13 protein-coding genes and 1 pseudogene are annotated in these 13,735 nt (G+C 52.1%); 7 read left to right on the forward strand and 7 right to left on the reverse strand.

Annotation, left to right across the window (positions count from 1 at the left end; genetic code table 11):
• Positions 1-9: 9 nt before the first annotated feature.
• The 5 genes from HGD79_RS02295 to xthA all read right to left on the reverse strand — a co-directional run bounded on the left by HGD79_RS02295 (position 10) and on the right by xthA (position 3,645).
• Positions 10-558, reverse strand: a complete 549-nt coding sequence (locus tag HGD79_RS02295) for a carboxymuconolactone decarboxylase family protein (protein WP_000524070.1) — start codon at positions 556-558, stop codon at positions 10-12.
• Positions 558-1,265 carry a TVP38/TMEM64 family protein gene (locus tag HGD79_RS02300; RefSeq protein WP_000975813.1) on the reverse strand — a complete coding sequence of 236 codons (708 nt, stop codon included), beginning with the start codon at positions 1,263-1,265 and terminating at the stop codon, positions 558-560. The genes HGD79_RS02295 and HGD79_RS02300 overlap by 1 nt, the downstream gene beginning before the upstream one ends.
• Positions 1,266-1,279: 14 nt before the next feature.
• The gene (ydjY, locus tag HGD79_RS02305; protein WP_139496354.1) at positions 1,280-1,957 is read right to left on the reverse strand and encodes a lipoprotein YdjY; all 678 of its coding nucleotides are present in this window, start codon (positions 1,955-1,957) and stop codon (positions 1,280-1,282) included.
• 4 nt (positions 1,958-1,961) lie between these two features.
• Positions 1,962-2,672 carry a TVP38/TMEM64 family protein gene (locus HGD79_RS02310; RefSeq protein ID WP_001307236.1) on the reverse strand — a complete coding sequence of 237 codons (711 nt, stop codon included), beginning with the start codon at positions 2,670-2,672 and terminating at the stop codon, positions 1,962-1,964.
• Between the two features lie 166 nt (positions 2,673-2,838).
• The gene (gene xthA / locus HGD79_RS02315; RefSeq protein ID WP_168848274.1) at positions 2,839-3,645 is read right to left on the reverse strand and encodes an exodeoxyribonuclease III; all 807 of its coding nucleotides are present in this window, start codon (positions 3,643-3,645) and stop codon (positions 2,839-2,841) included.
• A gap of 445 nt (positions 3,646-4,090) precedes the next feature.
• Here xthA and astC point away from each other — a divergent pair, with 445 nt between their 5' ends.
• From astC to ves, 7 genes are all read left to right on the forward strand, one after another.
• Entirely contained in the window at positions 4,091-5,311 is a 1,221-nt protein-coding gene (astC, locus tag HGD79_RS02320; RefSeq protein WP_000081983.1) for a succinylornithine/acetylornithine transaminase, read from the forward strand.
• Positions 5,308-6,342 (forward strand): arginine N-succinyltransferase, encoded by a 1,035-nt coding sequence (astA, locus tag HGD79_RS02325; RefSeq protein ID WP_000989414.1) that lies wholly within the window; start codon positions 5,308-5,310, stop codon positions 6,340-6,342. Before astC ends, astA begins: the two co-directional genes overlap by 4 nt.
• Entirely contained in the window at positions 6,339-7,817 is a 1,479-nt protein-coding gene (gene astD, locus HGD79_RS02330) for a succinylglutamate-semialdehyde dehydrogenase (RefSeq protein WP_000177243.1), read from the forward strand. Before astA ends, astD begins: the two co-directional genes overlap by 4 nt.
• On the forward strand, positions 7,814-9,157 hold the full coding sequence (gene astB / locus HGD79_RS02335) for an N-succinylarginine dihydrolase (RefSeq protein ID WP_000995006.1): 1,344 nt from the start codon (positions 7,814-7,816) through the stop codon (positions 9,155-9,157). The genes astD and astB overlap by 4 nt, the downstream gene beginning before the upstream one ends.
• Complete coding sequence (gene astE / locus HGD79_RS02340) at positions 9,150-10,118, forward strand: succinylglutamate desuccinylase (protein WP_000368492.1); 969 nt, start codon at positions 9,150-9,152, stop codon at positions 10,116-10,118. Before astB ends, astE begins: the two co-directional genes overlap by 8 nt.
• Before the next feature lie 329 nt (positions 10,119-10,447).
• Entirely contained in the window at positions 10,448-10,933 is a 486-nt protein-coding gene (spy, locus tag HGD79_RS02345; protein WP_001228981.1) for an ATP-independent periplasmic protein-refolding chaperone Spy, read from the forward strand.
• Between the two features lie 201 nt (positions 10,934-11,134).
• A complete protein-coding gene (gene ves / locus HGD79_RS02350; protein WP_000455601.1) occupies positions 11,135-11,710 on the forward strand; it encodes an environmental stress-induced protein Ves in 576 nt (191 codons plus the stop codon).
• Here ves and cho read toward each other — a convergent pair.
• Positions 11,670-12,556: pseudogene (gene cho / locus HGD79_RS02355) on the reverse strand (excinuclease Cho). The gene ves and the pseudogene cho overlap by 41 nt on opposite strands.
• Before the next feature lie 229 nt (positions 12,557-12,785).
• Positions 12,786-13,613 (reverse strand): ammonia-dependent NAD(+) synthetase, encoded by an 828-nt coding sequence (gene nadE / locus HGD79_RS02360; protein ID WP_000175010.1) that lies wholly within the window; start codon positions 13,611-13,613, stop codon positions 12,786-12,788.
• Positions 13,614-13,735: the final 122 nt, after the last annotated feature.

Raw genomic sequence — 13,735 nt, forward strand, 5'->3', positions numbered from 1 at the left:
CTTCCCTCCTTAAGAACGTTTTTCCGGAATACGGCACAGCCCCTGAGCGGGAATGTCCATGGCAGAATTAAAACGAGCCGACAGGTTTTGCAGGCCGATCAATGCCGTCAGTTCGGTGAGCGCCTGAGCGTCAAAATGCGCAGCCAGTCGGGTACGCAGGGCATCATCGACTGTTGGCGGTGTGACGCTTGCGGCTTCGGCGTACTCCAGCGCCAGCCGTTCTTCATCGCTAAAGAGCGGGCTTTGCCGCCAGTCAGCCACTGCCAGCAGTTTATCGTTGCTGCCGGTACGCTCGGCGACTTTCATACTGGTGATATCCACGCAAAACTCACACAGGCACATTTGCGCAATGCGCGCGCTGACAAGCGATCGCACTACCGGATCGAGCGGTGAGCGTTTGCGCTCCAGCCACCCAACAAACATTGACACCAAATAAAAGATAAACGGGATCCGCCCCCACCAGCGAATCGGGCTTAGCACCTCGCCGTAATGGCGACGATGCAGCCACGCCTGCGGACGTAAAATGAAAGGAATTTTGCTAAGCGGCGGTAAACCCATCAGTCATTCCTCTTCTGGCGCTCAAGCCATATTTTCTTCGCCATAAAAATCACCACGGTCAGGGCAAACAGAATAAACAGTCCGGTGACAAACCAGAAAGTACCGCCTGTTAACATGCTGCCCGCCCAGGAATAAACAATAGTCGCCGGTAATTGACCAAGCCCGGTGGCGATAAAAAACGAGCGAAAACGTATTGAAGTCAGACCGGCAGCATAGCTGATTGGATCGAAAGGGACAAAAGGCAATAACCGACAGACCAGGATGGTGTGTTTGCCGTAGCGAGTGAAAAAGCCGTCCATACTGTCAAGCACGGTTTTGCCGGTTAATTTTTCCACCACTTCGCGGCCCATCACTCTGGCGATAAAAAAGCACAGCGCCGCGCCGGCCATCGAACTGGTCCACGACAGCAAGCCGCCCCAGAACGCGCCAAACAGCGACGCATTGGCAAAGGTGATCAAAAACGCAGGTAGCGGTGCAGCAATGGCCTGTAAAATCATCAACAAGAACGAGACAACTGCCGCCAGTGCGCCGTAAGACTGAATAAAGCGTTCTATACCCTGTTGGTCCACGGCGGCAAACGCCGCAACGCTGCGATTGATAAACTCATGGACGCCGGGAAGCAGCGCCCATGCGAGCAGCATAGCGAACAACAGGATGATGAGGGTTATACGGTAGTACCAGATTTTACGCGATTGTATCTTCATCATCCTTTATCCTGGCTTTATTCGGTGATTTTAAAGGTAACCGTTGCCAGCGTGTTATCCGCCGGGAGAACTGAGGCATTGCCTTTGAATTTCACTTCGCCGCGTTTTTCCACCGCACCATAAGTGTATGTTGCATTGCTGACGATGCCGACCGGGCAGCTATCCAGACACACCAGGCAACCCGTTTTCTTCTCTTCTGCTGCCGTTAAATTACCGCCAAAGCGCATGTCCAGTTTCTTGCCATTACTGTCAACAATCACTTCATCGAAGGAATACGCTTTTGCCGCCCCTTGCCAGTTGACCGAAATATCCAGTTTGCTGCCTGTGACAAGAGTCGATTCTTTATTATCCATCGTCATATTTTCGCCCGGCGTACCACCTGCCTCTTTCAGGGCTTCATAAAATGCTTTCGGGGTCGCATAAGCCATAAACAGCGATTTATGTCCGTTGGAGCCATCTTTAAACACAATACCGTGACGAGTGTCGTCGGTGAGGAAACGACCATTAATTTGCACCAGCATGGTTACCGTATGGTTATTGGCATCGACGCGCAGCGGTTGGCTGTTCGAAAGTCCGTCGTATTCCACTTTTCCCGCCGCATTCTCTTTTTGATCGCAGCCGCTAAGCCCGGCAACAGCCAGTAAGCAGAGTGCAGCCAGTCCTTTTTTCCATGACACTGAATAATGTTGCGACATCGTTCTATCCTTCATTTTTTGGGTGAGTAAGTGGGCTGCGGCGCGAAGCAGACAGATCCACATGTTTGTGTCGGGCGTAGAGTTTTGCGAGCTGGACGAGAATAAACAGCGCCAGGCCCGCCAGACAGAGTTGTAAAATAAAGCGCAGCGTAATGCCTTCATTGGCGAGATCGCTTGCCATCACGGTATAAATAACAATACCGGGCAGGGTCGTGAGTGCCGAAATAAGGGTATAAGGCCAGAAGGCGATGGTGGTTAATCCGTAAGCGTAATTTTGAATATTGTAAGGAAACAACGGGATTAAGCGGGTCAGAATAAGAAAATCAATACCGTTACGCGCAATGCCTTTTTCAATGGCCTGGAAGGTATGGCTATGGCCCACGTATTTCAGCAGTAAATCACGTCCCAGCCAGCGCGCCAGCAGGAATGAGCTCGAGGAGGCCAGCGTTGCGGCAATTAATGAGAGTAGTGTCCCTAAGAGCGGGCCAAAAACTATTCCTCCAGCGATCACCAGTATGCTTCCTGGTAACAGAAAGAGGGTGGCAATGATGAATAACAGAATATAGAGGCTATAACCGAACAATCCGCTCTGGCGAATGAGTGTCTGTAAGTGGGGTAAATCGGTGAGCAGATCGAATAAACCGAAAGCGTGGATAGCGTAAATGACCAGCGCAAAAATAAGACAGGCAAACAGAAAGTTACGCTCAGCGTTCATCGTGGAGTTTCCTATATCAAACTTGATAATAGATAAGTGGTCAGACAACTAAAAACGCAGTGACGGTATAACAAAGGACGGCAGGCAACAAATCATTACTGACAGTTTGTTGATTTTTCTCAAGGTTAATTCTCCTGACCCAGTTTGAGCCAGGAGAGCTGCTAAATTAGCGGCGGAAGGTCGCCCAGACGGGGGCGTGATCGGACGGTTTTTCCATGCTGCGAATTTCATAGTCGATGCCGGTTTCTACGCAACATTCTGCCAGCGGTTGGCTGGCGAGCAGCAGGTCGATGCGCAGACCACGGTTATCGTCAAAACCTTTTGAGCGGTAATCAAACCATGAGAAACGATCTGCTGTTTGCGGATTAGCATGGCGGAAGGTATCGACCAACCCCCAGCTCATCAGTCTCTCCATCCATTCGCGCTCTTCCGGCAGGAAAGAGCATTTACCGGTACGCAGCCAGCGCTTACGGTTTTCTTCGCCAATGCCGATATCCAGATCTGTAGGGCTGATATTCATATCGCCCATAATCAGTACCGGATTATCACGTTTGAGTTCGGTTTCCAGGTTGTTTTGCAGATTCTGATAAAACTGCGCTTTTGCCGGGAATTTTATCGGATGGTCGCGGCTTTCACCCTGCGGGAAGTAACCGTTGATCACGGTGACATTACCCAGCAGTGAGGGGATTTCCGCCATAATAATCCGCCGCTGCGCCTCTTCGTCGTCACCGGGAAAGCCGCGACGCACGGCAATCGGCGTCTCTTTGGTCAGCAGCGCCACGCCATAATGGCCTTTCTGCCCGTGATAAAACACGTTGTAGCCGAGCTTCGCCACCTCTTCGAGCGGAAACATATCGTCATGAACTTTTGTCTCCTGCAGGCCAATCACATCCGGTTGGTGCTTTTCGACGATGGCTTCAAGCTGGTGAGGTCTGGCGCGCAGGCCGTTGATATTAAAAGAGACAAATTTCATAGTCGCTGCCATTTATTCAGATAAAGAGTGCGTGGATGGTAGCAGAATTTCGCGTTGCTTACCGCCTGTTGTTAAGTGATTTGATCGATGGTTGTTAATGATGTCAACGATGGCGCAAAAAATGCCCGCTTTTGGTGCGCGCTGCGTCAGAATGGCGCAGTAATTTCCAGTAAATTTCGTCAATGATCACAATTCCAGAATTATATTTTACTTCTGCATAACATTGCGTTTTTTATTCTTTTTATTCACCCACATCGCAAACGTATTCACTTTATATGCACTTTAAATGCATATGGTTTGGTTATAACTCCTTGATTTCCAGTTAGCCTCCGCCGTTTATGCACTTTTATCACTGGCTGGCACGAACCCTGCAATCTACATTTACAGCGCAAAAATTACTTATTGTTAACATATAAATAACGAATTATTTACTGTAGAGGTCGCTATGTCTCAGCCAATTACGCGTGAAAACTTTGATGAATGGATGATACCTGTTTACGCTCCGGCACCCTTTATACCGGTACGTGGCGAAGGTTCGCGCTTGTGGGATCAGCAGGGGAAAGAGTATATCGACTTCGCGGGTGGCATTGCGGTGAACGCGCTGGGCCATGCGCATCCGGAACTGCGTGAAGCGCTGAACGAACAGGCGAGTAAGTTCTGGCATACCGGCAACGGTTACACCAACGAGCCGGTACTGCGACTGGCGAAAAAATTGATCGACGCCACGTTTGCCGATCGCGTCTTCTTTTGTAACTCCGGTGCGGAAGCCAACGAAGCGGCGCTAAAACTGGCGCGTAAATTCGCTCACGACCGCTACGGCAGCCATAAGAGCGGCATCGTGGCGTTCAAAAATGCGTTTCATGGTCGCACGCTGTTTACTGTCAGTGCGGGTGGGCAGCCAGCCTATTCACAGGATTTTGCGCCACTGCCGGCGGATATTCGTCATGCTGCATATAACGATATTAACTCTGCCAGCGCGCTGATTGACGACTCTACCTGTGCGGTGATTGTCGAACCCATCCAGGGGGAAGGCGGTGTGGTGCCAGCCAGCAACGCGTTTTTACAAGGTCTGCGTGAATTGTGTAACCGCCACAATGCGCTGTTGATTTTTGATGAAGTACAAACCGGCGTCGGGCGCACCGGGGAACTGTATGCCTATATGCACTACGGCGTGACGCCTGATCTGTTAACTACCGCCAAAGCGCTGGGCGGCGGTTTCCCGGTCGGTGCGTTGTTGGCAACCGAAGAGTGCGCCCGCGTGATGACCGTTGGCACTCATGGCACCACCTATGGCGGTAATCCGCTGGCCTCGGCGGTGGCAGGCAAAGTGCTGGAGCTCATCAACACACCAGAGATGCTTAATGGCGTTAAACAGCGTCACGACTGGTTTGTTGAGCGTCTTAATACTATTAATCACCGCTATGGTTTGTTCAGTGAAGTTCGCGGCTTAGGTTTGCTGATTGGCTGTGTACTGAATGCCGATTACGCCGGGCAAGCGAAACAGATCTCTCAGGAAGCGGCGAAAGCAGGCGTGATGGTACTGATTGCGGGTGGCAACGTGGTGCGTTTTGCGCCTGCGCTCAATGTCAGCGAAGAAGAGGTGACGACCGGACTGGATCGCTTTGCAGCTGCTTGCGAACACTTTGTTAGCCGAGGTTCATCATGATGGTCATCCGTCCCGTTGAGCGATCAGATGTCTCGGCGCTGATGCAGCTTGCCAGCAAAACGGGCGGCGGCCTGACGTCGCTTCCCGCCAATGAAGCCACGCTTTCGGCGCGTATCGAAAGGGCAATCAAAACCTGGCAAGGCGAACTGCCCAAAAGTGAGCAGGGCTATGTGTTCGTGCTGGAAGATAGCGAGACAGGCACCGTGGCGGGGATTTGTGCCATTGAGGTGGCGGTTGGGCTGAACGATCCCTGGTACAACTATCGCGTCGGCACGTTGGTTCACGCCTCAAAAGAGCTGAATGTCTATAACGCATTGCCGACGCTGTTTCTCAGTAACGATCACACCGGCAGCAGCGAGCTGTGCACGCTGTTTCTCGACCCGGACTGGCGCAAAGAGGGCAACGGCTATTTGCTGTCGAAATCGCGCTTTATGTTTATGGCGGCTTTTCGCGACAAGTTTAATGACAAAGTGGTTGCTGAAATGCGCGGGGTGATTGACGAACACGGCTATTCACCGTTCTGGCAAAGCCTCGGTAAACGCTTCTTTTCGATGGATTTTAGCCGCGCCGATTTTCTCTGCGGCACCGGGCAAAAGGCATTTATTGCAGAACTGATGCCGAAACATCCGATCTATACCCACTTTTTATCCCAGGAAGCCCAGGACGTCATCGGTCAGGTACATCCGCAAACCGCGCCTGCCCGCGCGGTGCTGGAGAAAGAAGGTTTTCGTTACCGCAACTATATCGACATCTTCGACGGCGGGCCAACGCTTGAGTGTGACATCGACCGCGTGCGCGCCATTCGTAAAAGTCGGCTGGTGGAAGTGGCAGAAGGGCAGCCTGCGCAGGGCGATTTTCCGGCCTGCCTGGTCGCCAATGAAAATTATCACCATTTCCGCGTGGTGCTGGCGCGTACCGATCCGGCAACCGAGCGTTTGATTTTAACCGCCGCACAACTGGATGCCCTCAAATGCCACGCAGGGGATCGCGTTCGTCTGGTGCGCCTGTGCGCAGAGGAGAAAACAGCATGACTTTATGGATTAACGGTGACTGGATAACGGGCCAGGGCGCATCGCGTGTGAAGCGTAATCCGGTATCGGGCGAGGTGTTATGGCAAGGCAATGATGCCGATGCCGCTCAGGTCGGGCAGGCTTGTCGCGCAGCCCGTGCGGCGTTTCCGCGCTGGGCGCGGCTCTCATTGGCTGAACGTCAGGTCGTTGTCGAACGCTTTGCCGGATTGCTGGAAAGGAATAAAGGCGAATTAACCGCGATTATTGCCAGAGAAACGGGTAAGCCGCGCTGGGAAGCGGCAACCGAAGTGACGGCGATGATCAATAAAATCGCGATATCAATTAAGGCGTATCACGTTCGTACCGGCGAGCAGCGTAGTGAAATGCCGGACGGTGCGGCGAGCCTGCGACATCGCCCGCACGGCGTGCTGGCGGTGTTTGGGCCGTATAATTTCCCTGGTCATTTGCCGAACGGACATATCGTTCCGGCATTGCTGGCAGGTAACACCATTATCTTTAAACCCAGCGAACTGACACCGTGGAGTGGCGAAGCGGTAATGCGTTTATGGCAGCAGGCTGGCTTGCCGCCGGGCGTACTGAACCTGGTGCAGGGCGGGCGTGAAACGGGTCAGGCGCTGAGTGCGCTGGAGGATCTCGACGGTTTGCTGTTTACCGGTAGCGCCAATACCGGCTACCAGCTGCATCGCCAGCTCTCCGGTCAGCCGGAGAAAATTCTCGCCCTTGAGATGGGCGGTAATAATCCGCTAATTATCGATGAGGTGGCGGATATCGACGCGGCTGTCCATCTGACCATTCAGTCGGCGTTTGTCACAGCCGGGCAACGCTGCACCTGCGCCCGCCGTTTATTGCTCAAAAGCGGAGCGCAGGGCGATGCGTTTCTTGCTCGTCTGGTTGCCGTCAGCCAGCGATTAACGCCGGGCAACTGGGATGACGAACCGCAGCCGTTTATTGGCGGGCTGATTTCTGAACAGGCCGCACAGCAGGTGGTTACTGCCTGGCAGCAACTGGAAGCGATGGGCGGACGAACCCTGCTTGCGCCGCGCTTATTACAATCAGAGACATCGTTGCTGACGCCGGGGATCATTGAAATGACAGGCGTTGCTGGCGTACCAGATGAAGAGGTGTTCGGACCGTTATTGCGCGTCTGGCGTTATGATTCTTTCGAGGAAGCGATTCTAATGGCGAATAACACTCGCTTCGGACTCTCTTGCGGTCTGGTTTCCCCCGAGCGGGAAAAATTCGATCAACTGTTGCTGGAGGCGCGGGCGGGGATTGTTAACTGGAACAAACCGCTTACTGGTGCTGCCAGTACCGCGCCATTCGGCGGCATTGGTGCATCCGGTAACCATCGCCCCAGCGCCTGGTATGCCGCAGATTACTGCGCATGGCCTATGGCGAGCCTGGAGTCGGACTCGTTAACTTTGCCCGCAACGCTTAACCCCGGGCTGGATTTTTCCGATGAGGTGGTGCGATGAACGCCTGGGAAGTTAATTTCGACGGGCTGGTAGGGCTGACGCATCATTACGCTGGCCTGTCGTTTGGTAATGAAGCCTCTACCCGTCACCGTTTTCAGGTGTCTAACCCGCGACAGGCGGCAAAACAGGGCTTACTGAAAATGAAAGCCCTTGCCGATGCGGGATTCCCCCAGGCCGTGATCCCGCCGCACGAGCGTCCGTTTATTCCGGTGCTGCGTCAGTTGGGATTCAGTGGTAGCGATGAGCAGGTACTGGAAAAAGTTGCACGCCAGGCACCGCACTGGCTTTCCAGCGTCAGTTCCGCTTCGCCAATGTGGGTAGCCAATGCGGCAACGATCGCGCCATCTGCCGATACGCTGGATGGCAAAGTGCATCTCACCGTTGCCAACCTGAACAATAAATTTCACCGCTCGCTGGAAGCGCACGTCACCGAATCACTTTTAAAAGCGATTTTTAACGACGAAGAGAAATTTAGCGTTCATTCGGCGTTGCCGCAGGTAGCGTTGCTCGGTGATGAGGGGGCGGCAAACCACAATCGTCTCGGCGGTCATTACGGTGAGCCGGGTATGCAACTTTTTGTCTACGGGCGAGAAGAAGGCAATGATACCCGGCCTTCCCGTTATCCGGCGCGACAGACTCGCGAAGCCAGCGAGGCGGTGGCAAGGCTGAATCAGGTGAATCCCCAACAGGTGATTTTCGCCCAGCAAAACCCGGACGTTATCGACCAGGGCGTTTTTCATAATGACGTGATTGCCGTGAGTAACCGCCAGGTGCTGTTTTGCCACCAACAGGCGTTCGCTCGCCAGTCACAGTTACTGGCAAACCTGCGTGCGCGGGTGAACGGTTTTATGGCGATAGAAGTTCCGGCAACTCAGGTTTCCGTGTCGGATGCGGTGTCTACCTATCTGTTTAACAGCCAACTGTTGAGCCGCGATGATGGTTCCATGATGTTGGTGCTGCCTCAGGAGTGTCGGGAACACGCCGGAGTATGGGGTTATCTCAATGAACTCCTTGCCGCTGACAACCCGATTAGCGAACTAAAAGTCTTTGATTTACGTGAAAGCATGGCGAATGGCGGCGGCCCGGCGTGCCTGCGGTTGCGGGTGGTATTGACAGAAGAAGAACGCCGGGCGGTGAATCCGGCGGTGATGATGAACGATACGCTGTTTAATGCGCTCAATGACTGGGTGGATCGTTACTACCGCGATCGCCTTACTGCTGCCGATCTGGCCGACCCGCAATTGCTGCGCGGAGGGCGGGAAGCACTGGATATATTGAGCCAATTACTGAATCTCGGTTCGGTTTATCCGTTCCAGCGCGAGGGAGGGGGCAATGGATAATTTTCTTGCTCTGACCTTAACGGGTAAAAAACCGGTTATCACCGAGCGAGAAATCAACGGCGTTCGCTGGCGCTGGCTGGGCGATGGTGTGCTGGAACTGACGCCATTAACGCCACCGCAAGGCGCACTGGTGATTTCAGCGGGAATACACGGTAATGAGACGGCACCTGTGGAGATGCTGGACGCGTTGCTTGGCGCGATATCTCACGGCGAGATCCCGTTACGTTGGCGGTTGCTGGTGATCCTCGGGAATCCTCCTGCGCTGAAGCAAGGGAAACGTTATTGCCATAGCGATATGAATCGAATGTTTGGCGGTCGTTGGCAGCTATTTGCTGAAAGCGGAGAAACCTGTCGGGCGCGCGAACTGGAACAGTGCCTGGAAGATTTTTATGACCTGGGCAAAGAATCTGTGCGCTGGCACCTTGATCTACATACCGCAATTCGTGGCTCCTTGCATCCGCAGTTCGGTGTATTACCGCAACGCGACATTCCCTGGGACGAGAAATTTCTGACGTGGCTGGGTGCGGCGGGGCTGGAGGCGTTGGTGTTCCATCAGGAACCTGGTGGTACGTTTACCCATTTCAGCGCCAGACATTTTGGCGCGCTGGCCTGTACGCTGGAACTTGGCAAAGCGTTGCCCTTTGGGCAAAACGATCTTCGCCAGTTTGCAGTAACTGCCAGCGCAATTGCTGCGCTGCTATCTGGTGAGAGTGTCGGTATCGTGAGAACACCGCCGCTCCGTTATCGGGTGGTTTCGCAAATTACTCGCCACTCGCCGTCCTTCGAAATGCATATGGCAAGTGACACGCTGAATTTTATGCCGTTTGAGAAAGGAACATTGCTGGCGCAGGACGGAGAGGAACGTTTTACCGTAACCCATGATGTAGAGTATGTGTTATTCCCTAATCCGTTGGTAGCGTTGGGATTACGCGCGGGATTAATGCTCGAAAAAATAAGCTAATACTTACCCGCAGAAATCATTCTGCGGGTATTAAGTTGCTTTCTTATAAATTAATACAGATTAATCCTGGTTATTTGCTTTATTTATCACCAGTCATCCGGTATAGTTCTTCATAATCTCTGCAAAATCATCGTGTTGTAATATTCTCTCATCACTCTCCATCAAATTTTCTTTTTTTCTCCATAATTGGCGCAAAAGTGTTTTTTACACTTTCATTGTTTTACCGTTGCTCTGATTAATTGACGCTAAAGTCAGTAAAGTTAATCTCGTCAACACGGCACGCTACTTAAGAAAGCCGTAATAAATAACTGAAAGGAAGGATATAGAATATGCGTAAATTAACTGCACTGTTTGTTGCCTCTACCCTGGCTCTTGGCGCGGCTAACCTGGCCCATGCCGCAGACACCACTACCGCAGCACCGGCTGACGCGAAGCCGATGATGCACCACAAAGGCAAGTTCGGTCCGCATCAGGACATGATGTTCAAAGACCTGAACCTGACCGACGCGCAGAAACAGCAGATCCGCGAAATCATGAAAGGCCAGCGTGACCAGATGAAACGTCCGCCGCTGGAAGAACGCCGCGCAATGCATGACATCATTGCCAGCGATACCTTCGATAAAGCAAAAGCTGAAGCGCAGATCGCAAAAATGGAAGAACAGCGCAAAGCTAACATGCTGGCGCACATGGAAACCCAGAACAAAATTTACAACATCCTGACGCCGGAACAGAAAAAGCAATTTAATGCTAATTTTGAGAAGCGTCTGACAGAACGTCCAGCGGCAAAAGGTAAAATGCCTGCAACTGCTGAATAATCTTTCAGCCAAAAAACTTAAGACCGCCGGTCTTGTCCACTACCTTGCAGTAATGCGGTGGACAGGATCGGCGGTTTTCTTTTCTCTTCTCAAACAGTTGTAAAAAAGCCTGATCACCACTAACGTAAATCATCCGAGTTGCCGATAACCATCCACGGTTACCTGAACGATAACAATGAAAAGAACGGGCCGGGAGCGAGTATGGAATACTTTGATATGCGTAAAATGTCGGTGAATCTGTGGCGAAACGCTGCCGGTGAAACGCGCGAAATTTGCACTTTCCCACCGGCAAAACGTGATTTTTACTGGCGTGCCAGCATTGCATCCATCGCGGCGAATGGGGAGTTTTCTTTGTTTCCCGGCATGGAAAGGATAGTGACGTTGCTGGAAGGCGGCGAGATGTTCCTTGAAAGCGCAGACCGCTTTAACCATACCTTAAAACCGTTACAGCCTTTTGCCTTTGCAGCGGACCAGGTGGTAAAAGCGAAACTGACGGCAGGGCAGATGTCGATGGATTTCAACATCATGACACGCCTGGATGTCTGTAAGGCGAAAGTCAGAATTGCCGAACGTACGTTTACTACCTTTGGCTCACGCGGCGGGGTGGTGTTTGTGATTAACGGGGCGTGGCAACTGGGCGATAAATTGCTCACTACCGACCAGGGCGCGTGCTGGTTCGATGGCAGGCACACCCTGCGGCTTTTACAACCGCAAGGTAAACTGTTGTTCAGTGAAATCAACTGGCTCGCTGGTCATTCGCCGGATCAAGTTCAGTAATTTCATAGTTACCGGAAAGCAGCGGCTTACAAAGAATTTTATAACCGTCGTGATCAAACCCGGCGGGTGTCCGAATTAACGTTGTCGCTTCTTCCAGCGAATTAACCGCCCCCAGCCACAGCCAGTTTTGAATAATATGATATTGAGTCATTTCCGGGTGCTGTTCTTTCAGTGCCACCGCACCTTGCCAAGGCCAACACACCACCCGCAAACGCTCCAGAGACTGGCGCAAGCGTAGCGCATGTTCCTCATGGCTCTCTTTACCGCAGCATGCTCCGGCGCAACGTTTTAGCGCTGAACGGAACATGCACGACCGCGACTTAACGGTTCCAGTCCCAGCAGGCCATAACAAAGTTTTTGTTCATCAGCGATGCTCTGCAATGCTTGCAAAGCTGCGCGCCTATTGGCAAACAGGCCAAACAGGTTGGGGGCTCGTGAAAAATCCACCTCTTTGGCATACACCACATCGACGCGCTTTTCATTTAATTGCAGGGCACAGAGCTGGCGATTGCGGCGCAACCGTTTATTAAACAGCGGCTGTTGTTCTTTGATTAATCGCGCTTCAAGGAGCAGAGCGCCGATTTCGCCTGCGGTGCAGATCCAGCTAATTCGCCGGGATTGCCGTAGCATGGCGGCTTCATCCGGGGTGCGTATATGAGAAAGCACCCGACTGCGGATATTAACGCTTTTGCCGATATAGAGCGGCATGGTGTCACTTTCGCCATGAAACAGATACACCCCTGGTCGGGTGGGTAAGTCATTAAGGAATGAACGTAAATGTTCGGGATATTCATAAATTGCCGCAGCTTCAAATTCGAGCCGCGGAGAAGTTAAACGCCGTACCACTGTTGACTCCGAATGCTGGTTATCTATCCAGTGTAACAGGCGGGAAGCGATTAAAAAAGAGGCGGGTCGATGACAAAGGTTACACCGTCTGACGTGCTACGCCTGTCAGGCCTATTCGACTCCTGCAATATATTGAATTTGCATAGTTTTGTAGGTCGAATAAGGCGTTCACGCCGCATCCGGCGTGAACAAATTACTCTTTTTCGCACAAACCATTATGTGCAAATTATTACTTTTTCCAGAAATCATCGAAAACGGTAATTGGCGGACGGCGTTTATGTTCGGTTTTCAGATACCAGTTCTCTATTGTTCTGGCGACCTGTTCAGGTACGTTTTTCCCTTCCAGATAGTCGTCGATATTGTCATAGGTCACGCCGAGTGCCACTTCATCTGGCAGAGAAGGGCGATCATCTTCCAGATCGGCCGTTGGGGCTTTCTTATAAAGGTGTTCCGGGCAACCTAATGCCGTCAGCAACTGTTTACCCTGGCGTTTGTTGAGACGATACAGCGGATTAATATCCGTACCGCCGTCACCATATTTAGTGAAGAATCCGGTAATGGCTTCTGCTGCATGATCGGTGCCCACCACGACACCGCTGGTCATACCCGCAATGCTATATTGTGCTTTCATCCGCTCACGCGCTTTTTCATTGCCACGGACAAAATCGCTCAGTTCAATGCCTGCTTCCCGCAATGCCTGCTCGCTAGCCAATACCGCGCCCTTGATATTAACGGTTAATACGCGATCCGGTTGAATAAAGGCAATGGCATCCTGACAATCTTGTTCGTCAGCCTGAACACCATAGGGCAGGCGTACGGCAATAAATTGCAGTGATTCGTTGCCGGTTTCCAGGCGCAGCTCATTAATCGCCATCTGGCACAGCTTTCCGGCAAGCGTGGAGTCCTGACCGCCGCTGATCCCGAGCACCAGTGATTTAATGAACGGATAAGTTTGCAGGTAGCTTTTCAGAAAATCGATACTACGACGAATTTCCTCTTCAGCATTAATCTGCGGTTTTGCGCCCAGCGCCTTTATTATTTGTTGTTGCAATGTCATTGAACCCCTCCAGACAGAAAAGACAAAACTTCCTTAAAGCTAACCCGTTGCCACTGAAACGACAAGCGACAGCGGGCTGAATGGTGGTTAAAACGTCATACAGGAATCCTCTGAAAGCGGAG

Source organism: Escherichia sp. SCLE84 (genome assembly GCF_012584495.1).
Taxonomy (GTDB): Bacteria; Pseudomonadota; Gammaproteobacteria; order Enterobacterales; family Enterobacteriaceae; genus ECMA0423.